This is a genomic window from Micromonospora sp. CNZ299, assembly GCF_002754415.1.
Genome location: NZ_PEFG01000001.1, coordinates 560,702 through 577,127 on the forward strand (window position 1 = coordinate 560,702; position 16,426 = coordinate 577,127).

The following is a 16,426-nucleotide window of genomic DNA, read 5'->3' on the forward strand; positions in this document are numbered from 1 at the left end:
CTGGCCGGGAATGGTGACGCGGTCGCGCGCCGGTCCCTGTTCGTGATGCCCGCAGGCCTGATCTGGCCGGACCCGCCCGCCCGTCGCCCCACCACCCGCACGCCCGTCAAGCGCGGTCCGGTGAAAGTCGTCGGATGACCCGCCGCCCTCGCCCGCACCATCCGATGCGCCCGGCGTGGCTCTGCCGTAACTGCGCCGCTCCCTGGCCGTGCTTGCCGGCTCAGCTACACCTCGCGACCGAGTTCTACGGCCATTCGATCGCCCTGGCGTTCTATCTGGCAGTCCGGGGCGATCGCTGGCGACCATCCGTCCTCTGCCGTGCCCGCGTGCGGTGTGAGCCCCACTTGACAGGACCGAAACAGAAGAGACCCGGACCGGAAACCGCCCGGCGGCACGCTTTGCCGACATGACAGACGGTGCATGGTCGGCAACTCGACCGGGGCTGGCGCCCCGGGAGGTGGCGACGCACTGCCCGTACTGCGCGCTGCAGTGCGGCATGACGCTGCGCGAGGACGACACCGGGGTCTCGGTCCACCCCCGCCAGTTCCCCACCAACCGGGGCGGGCTCTGCCAGAAGGGTTGGACCGCCGCCGAGCTGCTCGACCACCCGGAGCGGCTGACCACTCCCCTGCTGCGTGACCCGGCCACCGGTGAGCTGCGCCCGGCGAGCTGGGACGCCGCGCTCGACCGGGTCGTCACCGGCATCCGCGCGGTTCAGCAGGACGCCGGCCGGGACGCGGTCGCCGTCTTCGGTGGCGGCGGCCTGACCAACGAGAAGGCGTACGCGCTGGGAAAGTTCGCCCGGATCGGGCTGCACACCCGGCACATCGACTACAACGGACGGTTCTGCATGTCCTCGGCGGCTGCCGCCGGGATGCGCGCCTTCGGCATCGACCGTGGGCTGCCGTTCCCGCTCGCCGACCTGGGGCGGGCCGACACCCTGCTGCTGGTCGGCGCGAACCCGGCGGAGACCATGCCGCCGCTGGTGCGCTGGCTCACCGAACAGCGCCGGGGCGGCGGCCGGCTGATCGTCGTCGACCCCCGGGTCACCGCCACAGCCCGCCAGGCCGACCTGCACCTGCAACCGCTGCCCGGCACCGATCTCGCGGTGGCCAACGCGTTGCTGCACATCGCCCTCACCGAGGGGTGGGTCGACCGGTCCTACGTGGCCGAACGCACCACCGGCTTCGAGGCGGTCCGCCGCAGCGTCGCCGCCTGGTGGCCGGCTCGGGCAGAGCAGCTTTCCGGTGTGCCGGTGGCCGACCTGGAAGAGACCGCCCGCGCGTTGGGCACCGGCGGTCGCGTGATCATCCTGACCGCGCGCGGCGCCGAGCAGCACGCCAAGGGCGTCGACACGGTCACCGCGTACGTCAATCTCGCCCTCGCCCTCGGTCTGCCCGGCCGCGACGGTTCGGGGTACGGCTGCCTCACCGGCCAGGGCAACGGCCAGGGCGGGCGGGAGCACGGGCAGAAGGCCGACCAGCTCCCCGGCTACCGGCGGATCGACGACCCGGCGGCCCGGGAGCACGTGGCCGGTGTCTGGGGGGTGCCGGCCGACGAGCTGCCCGGCCCGGGTGTGCCGGCCTACCAACTGCTCGACTCGCTCGGCACACCGGACGGCCCCCGCGCGTTGCTGGTGTTCGGCTCCAACCCGGTGGTCTCCGCACCCCGGGCGTCCCGGATCGAGGGCCGGTTGCGCGATCTCGACCTGCTGGTCGTCGCCGACCTGCTGCTCTCCGAGACGGCCGCGCTGGCCGACGTGGTGCTGCCCACCGCGCAGTGGGCGGAGGAGGACGGCACCATGACCAACCTGGAGGGTCGGGTGCTGCGTCGCCGGGCGCTGCGCCCACCCCCACCGGACGTCCGGACCGACCTGGACATCATCTCCGCCCTCGCGGCGAGACTGGCCCCCGACGAGGCCGCGGCCACCGAGGCGGCAGCCCGGTTCCCGGCCGACCCGGCCGCCGTCTTCGCCGAGCTGCGCCGCGCCTCCGCCGGCGGGATCGCCGACTATGCCGGAATCAGCTGGGCCCGGATCGACGGTGACGACGGCGTCTGGTGGCCCTGCCCGACCGAGGACGGGCCGGACACTCCCCGGCTGTTCGCCGAGCGGTTCGCGACCCCGGACGGCCGGGCCCGGTTCCACCCCGTCGACCACCGGCCGGCCGCCGAGGAGGTCTGCTCCGCGTACCCGTTGCACTTCACCACCGGCCGGGTGCTGGCCCAGTACCAGTCCGGCACCCAGACCCGCCGGGTGCCCGCGCTGCGGCGCGCCGCCCCGGAGGCGTTCGTCGAGCTGCACCCCGACCTGGCCGCCCGCCTGGGCATCGACGACGGCGACCCGGTGCGGGTGACCTCACGCCGGGGTGAGCTGTGCGCCCCGGCGCGCCTCAGCGCCGGGATCCGACCGGACACCGTGTTCGCGCCGTTCCACTACCCGGGTGCGGGACGGGCCAACTCGGTCACCAACGACGCGGTGGACCCGATCTCCGGAATGCCCGAGTTCAAGATCTGCGCGGTACGGGTGGAAAAGGCATGACGGCCCGGGTGGTGATCGTCGGCAACGGGATGGCGGGCGCCCGCCTCGCCGGCGAGCTGCACGCCCGCGAAGGGGACCGGAAGGTCACAGTGCTCGGGGCGGAGCCGCACCGCGCGTACAACCGGATCCTGCTCTCCACCCTGCTGGCCGGCCGCATCGACGAGCCGGACGTGGAGCTGACCGAGGCCGCCGGGCACGGCATCGACCTGCGCGCCGGCGTACCGGTGACCGCGGTGGACCGCTCCGCCCGGGAGGTACGCACCGACGACGGCGAACGCATCTCCTACGACCACCTGGTGCTGGCCACGGGCGCACGCGCGGTGGTGCCGCCACTGCCCGGCCTCGACCCGGCGGACCTGCCGGAGCGGGTCGTCCCGTTCCGGACCCTGGACGACTGCCGGCGGATCCTCGCCGCGGCTGACGGCGCACGCACCGCGCTGGTGCTCGGCGGGGGGCTGCTCGGCCTGGAGGCCGCCCGAGGGCTGGCCAGCCGAGGGCTCGCCACCACAGTGGTGCACCCGAGGGAACACCTGATGGAACGGCAGCTCGACCCGACGGCCGGTGCGGTGCTCGCCGGCACCCTCGCCGGATTCGGCGTCACCGTGCAGCTCGCGGTGCCGGCGACCGGTGTGGTCGCCGACGCCACCGGCGTACGCCTCGACCTGGCCGACGGCCGGACGTTGCGCGCCGACCTGCTGGTGCTCTCCTGCGGCGTACGCCCGGACACCGCCCTCGCGCGGGCCGCCGGGCTGAACGTCCGGCGCGGCGTGGTGGTGGACGACCGGCTCCGCACCGACGACCGGTCCATCTCGGCGATCGGCGACTGCGCCGAGCACGACGGTGTGCTCACCGGGCTGGTCGCACCCGCCTGGGCCCAGGCCCGGGTGCTCGCCGACGTGCTGACCGGGACGGACCCGCTCGCGCGGTACCGGCCTCAGCCGGTGGTGACCCGGCTCAAGGCCGCCGGGATCGACCTGGCCTCGATGGGTGACGCGGTCAGTGGCGGGCCGGGTGAGGAGCTGACCTTCACCGACCCGGCCCGGGGCACGTACGCCCGGCTGCGGATCCGCGACGAGCGGCTGATCGGCGCGATCCTGCTCGGCGACAACCCGGCCGTCGGCACGGTGATCCAGCTCTTCGACCGTGGTCACCCCGTGCCGGCCGACCGGCGGGCGCTCCTGCTGGGCCGGGCACTCGGCACGGTCGGCGCGACTCCGGCCGCCTCACCGGCGCTGATGCCGGACGCGGCCACTGTCTGTCAGTGCAACACGGTGAGCAAGGGCGCACTCGTACGGAGCTGGCGCTGCGGAGCCCGGACTGTCGACGCGGTGGTGGCGGCGACCCGCGCCGGCACCGGATGCGGCGGGTGCCGGGACGCGGTGGGCGGCATCGTCGACTGGCTGAGCCAGGCGGAATCGGTGGAGGTGACGCGATGAGCGGCGGCGATCTGGTCGTCATCGGCAACGGCATGGTCGGGCAGCGCTTCGTCGACGCGCTGCGCGCCCGTGACCCGGAGGGTCGCTGGCGGGTGACAGTGCTGGCCGAGGAGCGGCGCCCGGCGTACGACCGGGTGCGGCTCTCGGCGTACTTCGACGGGGTGGGTGAGAGCGAGCTCAACCTGTACACACCGCACGACGGGGTGCGGCTGCGTCTGGGCGAGCCGGCCACCGCCGTCGACCGGGCCCGGCAGGTGGTGACCACCGGCGTCGGCGAGTACCACTACGACGCGCTGGTGCTGGCCACCGGCTCGTACGCCTTCGTGCCACCGGTGCCTGGCGCGGAGCTGCCCGGGGTGTTCGTCTACCGGACCCTGGACGACCTGGCGGCGATCCGGGCGTACGCCTCCGGCCGGCGGGTCGGCGCGGTGATCGGTGGCGGGCTGCTCGGGTTGGAGGCGGCGAACGCGCTGCGGCTGCTCGGCCTGAGCACCGAGGTGGTCGAGTTCGCGCCCCGGCTGATGCCGGTTCAGGTGGACCAGGCCGGTGGCGCGATGCTGCGGCGCTACGTCGACGAGTTGGGCGTACGGACCCACCTCGGGGTGGCGACCAGCGCGATCCGACCCGGCCCGGACGGGGCGGTCGCCGCACTGGAGTTGTCCGACGGTGGCGTGCTCGACGCGGAGCTGGTGGTGGTGGCCGCCGGTATCCGGCCCCGGGACCAGCTGGCCCGGGACGCCGAGCTGCCGCTGGGCCCGCGCGGCGGGGTGCTGGTCGACGCGACCTGTCGCAGCGCCGACGAGCGGATCTGGGCGATCGGCGAGTGCGCGGCGGTCGACGGCACCTGCCACGGCCTGGTCGCACCCGGCTACGCGACGGCCGAGGTGGTGGCCGACCGGCTGGTCGGTGGCGCGGCCACCTTCCCGGGCGCGGACACCGCCACCAAGCTCAAGCTGCTCGGCGTCGACGTGGCCTCGTTCGGCGACGCCCACGGCACCACCCCGGGCTGTCTGGACGTCACGTTCACCGACCCGGCCACCCGGGTCTACGCGAAGCTGGTGCTCTCCGACGACGCGCACACACTGCTCGGCGGGGTGCTGATCGGTGATGCCAGCGCGTACCCGACGTTGCGGGCCAGCGTGGGCGGCCCGCTGCCGGCCGCGCCGCTGGCGTTGCTCGCCCCGGACGGCGGTGGGGCGGACGCCGGTGCGCTGCCCGCCGCCGCCCAGGTCTGCTCCTGCAACGCGGTGACCCGGGGCGACGTGGACGCCGCCATCGCCGACGGCTGCGCGGACGTGCCGGCGTTGAAGGCGTGCACCAGGGCCGGCACCAGCTGCGGTTCCTGCGTGCCGATGCTGAAGCAGCTCCTGGACGCGGCCGGTGTGGCGCAGTCCAGCGCCCTCTGCGAGCACTTCGACGTCAGCCGACGGGAGCTGTTCGAGATCGTCCGCGTACGCGGGATCCGCACCTTCTCCCGGCTGGTCGCCGAGCACGGCCGGGGGCGCGGCTGCGACATCTGCAAGCCGGTGGTGGCGTCGATCCTCGCCTCGCTGGGCAGCGGCCACGTGCTCGACGGTGAGCAGGCGTCGTTGCAGGACACCAACGACCACTTCCTCGCCAACCTGCAACGCGACGGCAGCTACTCGGTGGTGCCCCGGATCCCGGGCGGTGAGATCACCCCGGAGAAGCTGATCGTGATCGGTGAGGTGGCCCGGGACTTCCAGCTCTACACGAAGATCACCGGTGGGCAGCGCATCGACCTGTTCGGGGCGCGGGTGGAGCAGTTGCCGCAGATCTGGCGGCGGCTGGTGAACGCCGGCTTCGAGTCCGGTCACGCGTACGGCAAGGCGCTGCGGACGGTGAAGTCCTGCGTGGGCGAGACCTGGTGCCGGTACGGCGTACAGGACTCGGTGGGGCTGGCTGTCGCGTTGGAGCTGCGCTACCGAGGGCTACGGGCTCCACACAAGATCAAGTCAGCGGTGTCCGGCTGCGCCCGCGAATGCGCCGAGGCGCGCAGCAAGGACTTCGGCATCATCGCCACCGAGACCGGCTGGAACCTCTACGTCGGCGGCAACGGCGGCTTCCGCCCCCGGCACGCCGACCTGTTCGCCACCGACCTGTCCACGGAAACGCTGATCTCGCTGATCGACAGGTTCCTCATCTACTACATCCGCACGGCCGACCGGTTGCAACGCACGGCCGGCTGGATCGAGGCGATGGACGGCGGCCTCGACCACCTGCGCGCGGTGATCGTGGACGACTCGCTCGGGCTCTGCGCCGAACTGGACGCGGCGATGGCCCAGCACGTGTCGTCGTACTCCGACGAGTGGCGCGACGTGCTCGACGACCCGGACCGGCTCCGCCGCTACACCTCCTTCGTCAACGCGCCCGACGTGCCCGACCCGTCCATCACCTTCGCCCGGGAACGCGGCCAACCGGTGCCGGTGCGCGAGCACCCCCCGGGCGGATTCGAGCACCGTCGGCAACCGGTCACCCTGGGCCTACCGGAGGTACGGCGATGAACCTGACCACCACGCTGAGCTGGACCGCTGTCTGCCCCCTCGACCGCCTGGAACCGGACCGAGGGGTCGCCGCCCTGGTCGAGGGGGCACAGATCGCCCTCTTCCGCACCGCGGACGGGTTGTTCGCGATCGACAACCGCGATCCGGTCTCCGGGGCGTACGTGCTGTCCCGGGGCATCGTCGGCAGCCGCGGCGGAGTGCCGACGGTCGCCTCGCCGCTGCACAAGCAGGTGTACGACCTGCGCAGCGGGCACTGCCTCGACCTGCCCGGGGTGGCCGTGGCACGGCACGACGCGCGTTGCCGCGACGGGCTGGTCGAGGTGCGGCTGCGACAGGAGGCTTGATGCGGGAAGAACTGGCGGGCTTCACCATCGGGGTGACCGCCGACCGGCGGCGCGACGAGTTGGCCGCGCTGCTCGAACGCCGGGGCGCCCGGGTGGTGCTGGCCCCGGCGTTGCGGATCGTGCCGCTGTCCGACGACACCGAGCTGCGCGAGGCGACCCGCGCGTGCCTCGACCAGCCGCCGGACATCCTGATGGCCAACACCGGCATCGGCATGCGCGGGTGGCTGGAGGCGGCCGAGGGTTGGGGGCTGGCCGAGCCGCTGCGTTCGGTGCTGGCCAGCTCGTACGTGGTTGCCCGTGGCCCGAAGGCACGCGGCGCGATCCGTGCGGCCGGGCTGCACGACCAGTGGTCGCCGGCCTCGGAGAGCTGCGACGAGGTGGTCGACCACCTGCGCCGGCGAGGTGTGGCCGGGCAGGTGATCGCCATGCAGCTGCACGGTGAGCGACAGCCCGAGTGCACCCTCGCGCTTGAGGCGGCCGGTGCCACAGTGATCGAGGTGCCCGTCTATCGCTGGGCCCCACCGAGCGACCCGGCGCCGCTGCACCGGCTGATCGACCTGATCGCCGGCCGACTGGTGGACGCGGTGACCTTCACCTCGGCACCGGCGGCCGAGGCGCTGCTGCGGGCAGCCGGCGACCGCACCGACGCGCTGCTCACCGCGTTCCGCGGCGACGTGCTCGCCAGCTGCGTCGGCGCGGTGACCGCCGAGCCGCTGCTCCGGCGCGGGGTGCCGGTGAGCGCGCCGGGTAGGGCCCGGCTGGGGGCGCTGGTGCGGACGATCGTCGACGAACTGCCCCGCAGGACCGTGACGTTCAAGGCCGGCGGGCACCTTCTCACGCTACGCGGGCACGCCGCGGTGATCGACGGCGAGTTGCGACCGCTCGCCCCCGCCCCGATGGCCGTGTTACGCGCCCTGGCCCAGTCGCCCGGTCGGGTGCTGTCCCGCACGGCGCTGCTGCGGACGCTGCCCCGGGGCGCGGACGAGCACGCGGTGGAGATGGCGGTGGCCCGTCTACGGGCCGGCCTGCGCGCGCCCCGCGTGGTGCAGACCGTGGTGAAGCGCGGCTACCGACTCCGGGTGGACTGACGCGTCATGGCCGACCGGCGTGCGCCGGCCGGCCATGACCCGACGGCTCAGCCGACAGGCGTGGGGAAACCCCGCCCGTGCTCGGCCTCAAGGCGGAGCATGGCGTGCTCGACCACCGTCACCAGCACCTGCTTGACCGAGTCCCGGTGCCGGGCGTCGGTCATCACCAGCGGCACCTGCGGCGAGATGGCCAGCGCCTCGCGGACCTCCTCCAGCTCGTACTGGGGAGCACCGTCGAACCGGTTCAGGGCCACCACGTACGGCAGGTTGCGGTTCTCGAAGTAGTCCAGCGGGGCGAACGCGTCGGTGATCCGGCGCGTGTCCACCAGCACGGCGGCACCCACCGCCCCTCGGATGATCTCGTCCCACATGAACCAGAACCGGGTCTGACCCGGTGTACCGAAGAGGTACAGGATCAGGTCCTGGGCCATGGTGATACGGCCGAAGTCCATGGCGACCGTGGTGGTCTCCTTGCCCGGCACCTTGGACGGGTCGTCGATGCCGACACCCGCCGCTGTCATCAACGCCTCTGTGGTCAGCGGTGTGATCTCGGAGATCGCCCCGACCAGTGTCGTCTTACCGACGCCGAAGCCGCCCGCGACGACGATCTTCGCGGAGACGATTCCCCGGCCCGGCCGCCCCCTAGCGGGGTCATAGCCTGCGAAGTCCACTTAGCACCCTTCCAAGCAGTTCCATCCGCTCCTCGAACCCCTCGGCGGGAGCAGCAGTGTGTAACGTCAGCAGGCTCTCGGCCACCATGTCGGCGACCAACACCCGGGCGACGCCCAGCGGCATCCGGGTGTACGCGGCGATCTCCGCCAACGACTGTGCTCGGCCCTCACAGACCGTGGCGATTCGGTGCTTGTCATGCCCGGCGAAGCGGGACTCGGCAACCTGGGTGAGCGACGCGGTCAGGACGGCCTCCAGGGCGATGTCCTGTCGAGGTTCGGTACGACCCCGGGTGACCGCGTACGGACGCACCAGCGCGCCACGCGGGTCAACGCGCCGTTGGTCCATTCCCGATCACCTCCCCGTCCACTGTAGAGCCCGGCCAGTGCCGCCTTTCGTCCTGCTTCGGCGCGCGGTTCGAGCGCCGCCTTCCGGTGCTAGGAGCGCACCGCGTCACGCGGCAGCGGCACCAGCGCGGCACCCACCCGCTCGACCAGCAGGGCCATCTCGTAGCCCACCTGGCCCACGTCGCAGCTGCGCGCGGCCAGCACGGCCATCGACGATCCGTCGCTGATCGACATCAGGAAGAGATACCCGCTGTCCATCTCGATGACTGTCTGCAACACCCCGCCCGCGCTGAACATCCGGGCTGCGCCCTCGGTCAGGCTCACCACACCGGAGGTGATCGCGGCGAGCTGATCCGCCCGGTCCCCCGGCAGGTCCCGGGAGGACGCGAGCAGCAGCCCGTCGGCGGACACCGCCACCACGTGGGCGATACCCGCCACGCTGTCGGCGAAGTTGGTGAGCAGCCAACCCATGTCCTGCATGGCAGCTGGCCTGTTCATCGGCTCTCCTTGGTCGAGGTGCTGTTCAGGTCCGTCCCGGCCGTCCGACCGCGCTGCACACCGCGGTGGTAGGCCGACAGCAGACCTCGTACTTCATCCGGGGTCCGCCGGCTGCGGTCCCGGCCGCTCTTCGGTTCGATGCCGCCCGGCACGAGCTGTTGCTGCGGCACCCGCTTCGGCAACCCGGAACGGGTGGTCCCGGCGGGCGCCGGCTCGGCCGCCCTGCTCGCACGGGACCAGCCCTCGTCGGCCGCAGTCCGCCAGGCGCCCGGGTCCACCGAGGGCGCACTGGGCGCGGCCCGTGCCGGCCGGGCCGCCGGAGGCGGCGTGTACGACGGCGGCGCCGCGGGCGGCGCGCCGAAGCCTCCGCCGGTCGCGGTGCCATGGCCTGCGGCACCCGACGTGCTGGTGCCATGGCCTGCGGCACCCGACGTGCTGGTGCCATGGCCTGCCGCACCCGGCGTGCTGGTGCCGTCGGTGTTGGAACTGCCCGGGGTACGGGTCGGCAGTTTCGGCCGGGCCGGCGCGGCGGGCGGCACGGACCCGGCACTCGCCTGAGCGCCGTTGCCCGAGCGCAGGCCGGCGTCGGCCGGAGCCGGCGGCTCGTCGAAATTCGGTCGGGTGAAGATCGCGGTGGCGTCGTCGCCGTGCGACCGGAACCAGACCGCCTCCATCTCCCGGAAGATCGGCGCCTCGGCCGGGAAGTCCGGCCGGGTGCTGACCGGTGCGGCGGGTACCGGCGGAGCAGCGGGTGCCGGGGGCGCGGCGGGCGGTGCCACCGCGCCGAGGCCGGCGACCGGCCCGACCGGCAGGCCCGGTGTCGCGCCACGCCCGTCGGCGGTGTCCGGGGTCGAGCCGCGCCGGGGCAGCGGATCGATGGTCGGGTAGGCCACGGTCGGGCTGCCCGCCGAGGCGCCCGCGCCGTTGCTGTACTCGGGCCGCGCCGGCGGAAGCGGGGCGACGGGGGCCGGTGCCGCCGAGCGGGCGCTGGCGTAGCCACCCGCCTGTACCGGAGAGTTGGTGTCCCGCGAGTCCAGCGGGGACTGCCACTGGGCGGGTGCCGGGGGGCTGCTCCGCCACTGGTCGGGCAGCGTCGCCGCCGAGGTCGCGGCACCGGCGAACTGCTCGCTGTGGCCGACCGGCGTGAGCGGCGTCTGCTCCACGGCCATCGGTTGACGCGGCCGCGTGAGCGCCTGGTCGCGTCCCCGGTTGTTGGGCAGCACCACAGTGGCGGCGGGCAGCGTCACCTGGGCGACGGTGCCGCCCTCGACGTTGCGGCGCAGCTCGACCCGGATGCCGTAGCGGGAGGCGAGCCGACTCACCACGGCCAGACCCATCAGCCGGAACGCGGCGACGTCGACGCTCGGCGGGGCGGCCAACCGGCGGTTGAGCGAGTCGAGCTGTTCGTCGGTAAGGCCGAGCCCGCGGTCCTCGATCTGGATCAGGACGTAGTCACGGATGCGGCGACCGTCGGCCACCACCGTGGTGTTCGGTGGCGAGAACCGGGTGGCGTTGTCGAGCAGCTCGGCGACGAGGCGTACCACGTCGTTGACCGCGTGCGCGGCCACCGAGATGTCGGTGTCGACCGTCCCGAACTCGATGCGGTTGTACAGCTCGACCTCGGACTGGGCGGCGCGCAGGACGTCCACCACCAGCGCGTTGTCGTGGCGCGGTGCGGCGGAGTCGGCGCCGGCCAGGACCAGCAGGTTCTCGTCGTTGCGGCGCATTCGGGTGGCCAGGTGGTCGAGCTCGAAGAGCTGCGCGAGCCGCTTCGGGTCCTCCTCGCCGCGCTCGATCGCGTCCAGCTCGCCGATCATCCGGTCGACCAGGGTCTGACTACGACGTGCCAGGTTGAGGAACATCGCCGAGACGCTGGTACGCAGCGCAGCCTGCTCGGCGGCGACCCGTACCGCCTCGCGGTGGACGACGTTGAAGGCCAACGCCACCTGACCGACCTCGTCGCGGGTGTTGAGCTGGATCGGGTCCCGGACCTGGCGGACGATCTCCTCCACCCCGCCGTCGCCCACGCTGCCCATGGTCTGCAGCCGCTGCACCGCGTCCGGCAGGTCGTGGTTGGCCACCGAGAGGGCGCCCTCACGCAGCCGGCGCAGCGAGTGGTTGAGCGAGCGGGCCAGCACCACGGCCAGCGAAATGGCGATGATCAGGGTCAGCAGCACCAGGATCGACTCGACCACGGCCTGCCGGATGACGTCCGAGCGTGCCTCGTCGGCCTGCTGGAGCAGGCGGTCCTGCAGTTGGATCTCGGCCCAGCGCATCAGGTCGTTGACCGCGCCGATGGCGGCGGTGGCGTCCTGCGCGGTGACCAGCGGGCGCTGCCCGACCGAGCGGGTGATGTCGGTGGCCACCCGGTCGGCCAGGCCGACCGCGTCACCGGAGACGGTGCTGTCGACCAGGGCGCGCTGCACCGGGTCGGCGGCCAGCGAGAACGCGACCAGGGCCTCCTGCTGACCGGTCAGCGTCGCCACGAAGGACGAGAACTGCTCCGAGTCGAGCTGACCCGCCGTCAACGCGGTGAAGGCGACCGCCTGCTCCTCGGCGACGGAGGCCTTGGCGCGGGCGAAGGCGGAGACCGCACGCCGGCTGTCCCCCAGGCTCTCGTCGCCGGGCAACTGGGCCAGGCCGTCACCGTACGAGACCAGGTCGGTGAGGATCACGCCGTAGCGGAGCACTACCTCGGCAACGGCCATCTGCTGGCGGCCCAGCACCTCCTGGCGGGTGCCGTCCAGGGTTGCCAGGTGGTCGTCGATGGCGACCAGCCGCTCGCGCAGGGCGGTCGGCACCTCGCCGACCCGGCCTCGCTCGGCGCGGTACTCGTCCACCTGCTGCTGCGTCTGGCGGACCCGCAGGTTGTACGCGTCGGCCGCCTGCTTCGGTTTGGCCAGGTAGGCCGCGGCGGCCATCCGCTCGGCCTGAAGGTCCTGGGTGAGGGCGCTGACGTCGATGGAGAGGGCCGTCAGCGAACGGGCCTGGGTGGCGTCGAAGGCACCCTCGCCAATGGAGATCAGGCGGACCGTCGCCAGCGCGATCACCGCCGCCACCGGGACAACCAGGATCAGGGCCAGCTTGGACCGGATCCGGGCGTCGCGCAGTCTCGGCAACCCTCGGCGGGGACGCCGAGCGCTGTCGCCGAGCGCGGGCAGGGTCGTCGGTCCGGTGCTCACGACATCGCCTCCGTCGTTTCTTCCCCGCCTGAGCCGCCGAGCCATGCCGTAAGCGGAGGGGACCACGCGCGGCACGGCCGCGATTTCATCAGAGAAGATCGGGTTTGGGAAGCCGCAGTGAGGTAGGAAACGGTCGGACGGAGCGCATCCCGTGATCCGGGCAACTGATACCTTCATTTCCGCAAGCCCCTGAACAGGGCATGTAACTCCAGAGTGGTCACGCGTGTGTGCAAAGTGAGCTTTTGCAAACATTGCGTTACCCCAGCATGTGGGATGACCGTCCCGAGAATGCTGCCGGGGTCCGCGCTTGACCACAGCGCCGGCCATTGGCAAGGTTTTGCAGGCTTCGCGCACACCGTACGGCAGAGGAGATACCGTCCTCCACTGAGGACGGATTAGCGGCGGTGACCGGGCAGCGCCCGCGCCCGCACCTGGAGGACTGAGTTGAGCCCCATCCGCTCCGCGACCATCGCGGCGCTCGCATCGGCCGTAGTGGCCACCACGCTCACCGGCTGCCAGTTTGGCGGGGCGGAGCAGGACACGAGTCCGATCGTGATCGCTGCCGACCTCGAACTCTCCGGCGCCGCCGCCCCCGTCGGGCGGGCATACCAGCGCGCACTGGAACTCAAGAGGGACCAGTTGAACTCCTCCGGAGCACTGAACAACCGGAAGATCGAGCTGAAGGTGAAGGACAACCGTTCCGACTCGGCCGAGTCACTTCGCAACATCGTCGACTTCAGCAGCGATTCCCAAGTCAGCGCCATCATCATGGGCGGCTGTAACGAATGCGCGGTCGGTGCGGTCGGCACCATCAACGAGAAGCGGATTCCCACCATTGCGCTCGCCGCTTCCGGCGCGATCGCCAGCCCGGTCGCCGAGCGGCGCTACGTGTTCAAGCTCGGCCCCAACGCCGTGGACAGCGCCGCCGCACTCACCACCGAACTGCGTCGCAACAACCTCCGCAAGGTGGGGATGCTCGTCAGCGACGACGACTACGGCCGGGAGGGCGCGACCGCACTCAGGAGCGAGCTGGACAAGGCCAAAATCACGCTGCGCGAGCAGAAGGTCAAGACCACCGACACCGACGTCAGTCAGCAGGTCCGGCAGCTGACGTCGGGCAAGCCCGACGCGCTCGTCTTCTGGACGCCGCCGGAGCAGGCGACGCTGGCGGCCACCAGCGCTTCGCAGACCACCTTCCGCGGGTCGCTGTTCTTCGACGCGGGCGCGGCCGGTGACCTCTTCCTCGGCGAGGCAGCCACGGCCACCGAGCGGGCCACGCTGATCTTCACCCAGACCATGGTGATCGACGACGTGATCGCGACGACGCCGGCCAAGGCGGCGCGACGACAGTGGTTCCAGGACTACACGGCACGTTTCGGCGGCTACAACGGGTCGTCGTCCTTCGCCGCGGACGCCATGCAGTTGATCGCCGACGCGGAACTGCGCGCCGGCGGTGAGGTCGGCAAGGTGGACCGCGACGGCCTTCGGGACGTGCTCGAAACGTCCCAGATGGATGGCCTGTCCGGCCCGATCCGAATGACGCCGGACAACCACAGCGGCCTGATGCCGCAGGCGCTCACCACGTTGGTCGCCCGTAACGGGCGCTGGCGCCTGGCGGGGTAACGCTTCCCGGCCACCGTGCATAAGAGGGCCGACCTCCCGACGGGGAGGCCGGCCCTCTTCGTTCCGGCGTGCGGCGGGTCAGCGGCTGCTGGTGGTTTCGCGGACCCAGGGCAGGGCGATCCGTTCGCTCAGCACGAGCGCCGAGTAGAGCAGGATGCTCACCAGCGCCACCAACATGATCGCCGCCCACGCCGTGGCGGTGTCGCCGACGCCGGCGTACTGCGTGATGACGTAGCCGAGGCCGCTCTCGCCGGCCTGGAACTCACCGATCACCGCGCCGATCGCGGCCAACGGCATGGCCACCTTGAGCCCGACGAAGATCTGCGGCAGCGCGGCCGGGAAGCGCACCTTGCGGAACGCCTGCCAGCGGGACGCGTTCCAGGACCGCACCAGTTCGGCCAGGTCCGCCGGCGTGGTGGTGAGGCCGGTGGCGGTCGAGAGCACGATCGGGAAGAAGCAGAGCAGGAACACCATGGTGAGGATCGGCGTCTGGCCCCAGCCGAACGCCACCACCAGCAGCGGGCCCAGCGTGATCTTCGGCACCGCGTTCACCGCGACCAGGAGCGGGGTGAACATCCGCTCCACCGTGCGGGAACTGGCCAGGGAGAGTCCGATCAGGACACCGGCCGCCACCGAGAGGGCGAAGCCGTACAGGATCTCCAGCATCGTGTCCCAGGTGTGCCCCAGCATCTGGACGGGCTTATCGACGAACGCGGTGAGCACCTCGCCGGGCGGCGGCAGCGCCGCAGGGTGGATCAGCTCCAGCCGCGCGGTCAACCACCACACCGCCAGAGCAATCAGGAGGCCGACCGCGGGCAGCGCCGCCCCGGCTCCGGCCCGTAGACCGGCACCTCGACCCGCACGCCCCGACTCGGGGCCGGCACCCGGGGCCGGGGTCGCCGCCACCGCCGGGTCCGCTGACCGGACGTCGGTCATCTTGTCCTCCTCGAAATCTCACGGCCCCCGTGGGGGCCGACGAGCGACGGGGGTACGCCCCACCGGGATCGGCGGAACGTACCCCCTGGTGACGACCGGACGATCAGGCCTTCGGCGCGAGGCTGAAGTCGATGATCTGCTCGGGGGTGATGTTCTGCTTCAGCGCGCCAGCGCCCTGCAGGATGGCGATGCTCTTGGCGACCCGACCGCTGTCCAGGGTGCCGATCGCGGTGCCGGTGTTGCCGGAACGGACGTACGCGGCCATCAGCTCGAGCTCGGCGGCGGCGGCGACCGGGTTGGCGGCGTCGACGTTCTTCTTCAGGATCTCGCCGGCCTCCTTGGAGTTGGCCAGGCTGTACTCCAGGCCCTTGAGCAGCGCCGCGGAGAACCGCTTCACCATCTCGGGCTTCTCCTTGGCGATCTTCGAGGAGGTGATCAGCACGTTGCCGTAGAGGTCCTGCATCACGTTGCTGTACGGCAGCATGACGGCCTTCTTCTTGGCAACCGCCTCGATGGTCGGCTGACCGACGACGAACTGGCCGATGCCGTCCACCGAGCCGGAGCCCAGCATGCCGATCAGGCCCTGCGCCTCACCGTTGACCCAGGTCACCTTCTTCTCGTCAACACCGGCGAGCCGCGCGTACGTCGGGAACAGGTTGCGGACCACGGACCCGGGGGTGTCGGCGAGCTTCTTGCCCTCCAGGTCCTTCGGGGAGGCGATGTTCTTGCCCTCGACGGTGGCGATGCCGGCCATGGTGCGCTGCTGGATCGCGGCCACCACGGTGAAGTCCTTCGCCTGGCCGTTGCCGACCTGGAGCAGACCGCCGGTGAGGTCGATCGGGCCGAACTGGGCCTGGCCACCGACGATGGTCTGGATCACACCACCCGTGCCCTGTCCGGGCTTGATCTCGACGTCGAAACCGGCGTCCTTGAAGAAGCCCTTCTCCTTTGCCACCCAGGCGTAGGAGTCACGACCGAAGTTACCGAAAGAGGTGAGGTAGGTCACCTTCTCCAGCGAACCGCCGTTGCCGCCCTTGGCGTCGTCTGACGAGTCCGACCCGCTGCTGCAGGCGGAAACGAGAGCGAGGGCAGTGGCCAGCGCGGCCGTAGCGACCGTACGGGTCAGCCTTCTCATCAGTAGCACCATGTCCTTTCCTACCGGGGCCGACGGGCCACCGGAGGGGGTTGTCGTGACGGGCCGGCGGGGAGGGGTGGAAGCCGGGCACCGCCGTCGTGAGGGGA

At 72.1% G+C, this 16,426-nt stretch carries 11 protein-coding genes and 1 pseudogene; 6 read left to right on the forward strand and 6 right to left on the reverse strand.

Annotated elements, in window-relative coordinates; translation table 11 throughout:
* The first annotated feature begins 406 nt into the window (after positions 1–406).
* The 5 genes from CLT68_RS02670 to CLT68_RS02690 are packed head-to-tail and all read left to right on the forward strand — an operon-like array spanning position 407 to position 7,929.
* Positions 407–2,539, forward strand: coding sequence for a molybdopterin oxidoreductase family protein (locus tag CLT68_RS02670; RefSeq protein ID WP_099848638.1), 2,133 nt, complete (start codon positions 407–409; stop codon positions 2,537–2,539).
* The gene (locus tag CLT68_RS02675) at positions 2,536–3,975 is read left to right on the forward strand and encodes an FAD-dependent oxidoreductase (protein ID WP_099848640.1); all 1,440 of its coding nucleotides are present in this window, start codon (positions 2,536–2,538) and stop codon (positions 3,973–3,975) included. The genes CLT68_RS02670 and CLT68_RS02675 overlap by 4 nt, the downstream gene beginning before the upstream one ends.
* On the forward strand, positions 3,972–6,497 hold the full coding sequence (gene nirB, locus CLT68_RS02680) for a nitrite reductase large subunit NirB (RefSeq protein WP_099848642.1): 2,526 nt from the start codon (positions 3,972–3,974) through the stop codon (positions 6,495–6,497). The genes CLT68_RS02675 and nirB overlap by 4 nt, the downstream gene beginning before the upstream one ends.
* Entirely contained in the window at positions 6,494–6,841 is a 348-nt protein-coding gene (nirD, locus tag CLT68_RS02685) for a nitrite reductase small subunit NirD (protein ID WP_099848644.1), read from the forward strand. Before nirB ends, nirD begins: the two co-directional genes overlap by 4 nt.
* Positions 6,841–7,929: a uroporphyrinogen-III synthase gene (locus tag CLT68_RS02690; RefSeq protein ID WP_088950205.1), complete on the forward strand. Its 1,089-nt coding sequence runs from the start codon at positions 6,841–6,843 to the stop codon at positions 7,927–7,929. The genes nirD and CLT68_RS02690 overlap by 1 nt, the downstream gene beginning before the upstream one ends.
* A 47-nt stretch (positions 7,930–7,976) precedes the next feature.
* Here CLT68_RS02690 and CLT68_RS02695 read toward each other — a convergent pair whose 3' ends face one another.
* From CLT68_RS02695 to CLT68_RS02710, 4 genes are all read right to left on the reverse strand, one after another.
* Positions 7,977–8,600, reverse strand: coding sequence for a GTP-binding protein (locus CLT68_RS02695; protein WP_088950206.1), 624 nt, complete (start codon positions 8,598–8,600; stop codon positions 7,977–7,979).
* Entirely contained in the window at positions 8,581–8,946 is a 366-nt protein-coding gene (locus CLT68_RS02700; protein ID WP_088950207.1) for a DUF742 domain-containing protein, read from the reverse strand. The genes CLT68_RS02695 and CLT68_RS02700 overlap by 20 nt, the downstream gene beginning before the upstream one ends.
* Positions 8,947–9,035: 89 nt before the next feature.
* Complete coding sequence (locus CLT68_RS02705; RefSeq protein WP_007465177.1) at positions 9,036–9,443, reverse strand: roadblock/LC7 domain-containing protein; 408 nt, start codon at positions 9,441–9,443, stop codon at positions 9,036–9,038.
* Positions 9,440–12,625, reverse strand: a complete 3,186-nt coding sequence (locus tag CLT68_RS02710; protein WP_099848646.1) for a nitrate- and nitrite sensing domain-containing protein — start codon at positions 12,623–12,625, stop codon at positions 9,440–9,442. The genes CLT68_RS02705 and CLT68_RS02710 overlap by 4 nt, the downstream gene beginning before the upstream one ends.
* 444 nt (positions 12,626–13,069) lie before the next feature.
* Here CLT68_RS02710 and CLT68_RS02715 point away from each other — a divergent pair, with 444 nt between their 5' ends.
* Positions 13,070–14,248 carry an ABC transporter substrate-binding protein gene (locus tag CLT68_RS02715; protein WP_099848648.1) on the forward strand — a complete coding sequence of 393 codons (1,179 nt, stop codon included), beginning with the start codon at positions 13,070–13,072 and terminating at the stop codon, positions 14,246–14,248.
* A 78-nt stretch (positions 14,249–14,326) separates the two neighbouring features.
* Here the strand turns inward: CLT68_RS02715 and CLT68_RS02720 are convergent.
* Together CLT68_RS02720 and CLT68_RS02725 are read right to left on the reverse strand one after the other, a co-directional pair.
* Positions 14,327–15,067 (reverse strand): annotated as a pseudogene (locus tag CLT68_RS02720) (ABC transporter permease); the annotation flags it as partial.
* Positions 15,068–15,287: 220 nt separating this feature from the next.
* A complete protein-coding gene (locus CLT68_RS02725) occupies positions 15,288–16,319 on the reverse strand; it encodes an ABC transporter substrate-binding protein (protein WP_099856722.1) in 1,032 nt (343 codons plus the stop codon).
* Positions 16,320–16,426: the final 107 nt, after the last annotated feature.

Coding starts and splice junctions, on each gene's coding strand:
- CLT68_RS02700 (WP_088950207.1), bottom strand. CDS start 8,946: ATGGACCAACGGCGCGTTGACCCGCGTGGCGCGCTGGTGCGTCCGTAC.
- CLT68_RS02690 (WP_088950205.1), top strand. CDS start 6,841: ATGCGGGAAGAACTGGCGGGCTTCACCATCGGGGTGACCGCCGACCGG.
- CLT68_RS02705 (WP_007465177.1), bottom strand. CDS start 9,443: ATGAACAGGCCAGCTGCCATGCAGGACATGGGTTGGCTGCTCACCAAC.
- nirD (WP_099848644.1), top strand. CDS start 6,494: ATGAACCTGACCACCACGCTGAGCTGGACCGCTGTCTGCCCCCTCGAC.
- CLT68_RS02725 (WP_099856722.1), bottom strand. CDS start 16,319: ATGAGAAGGCTGACCCGTACGGTCGCTACGGCCGCGCTGGCCACTGCC.
- CLT68_RS02675 (WP_099848640.1), top strand. CDS start 2,536: ATGACGGCCCGGGTGGTGATCGTCGGCAACGGGATGGCGGGCGCCCGC.
- nirB (WP_099848642.1), top strand. CDS start 3,972: ATGAGCGGCGGCGATCTGGTCGTCATCGGCAACGGCATGGTCGGGCAG.
- CLT68_RS02670 (WP_099848638.1), top strand. CDS start 407: ATGACAGACGGTGCATGGTCGGCAACTCGACCGGGGCTGGCGCCCCGG.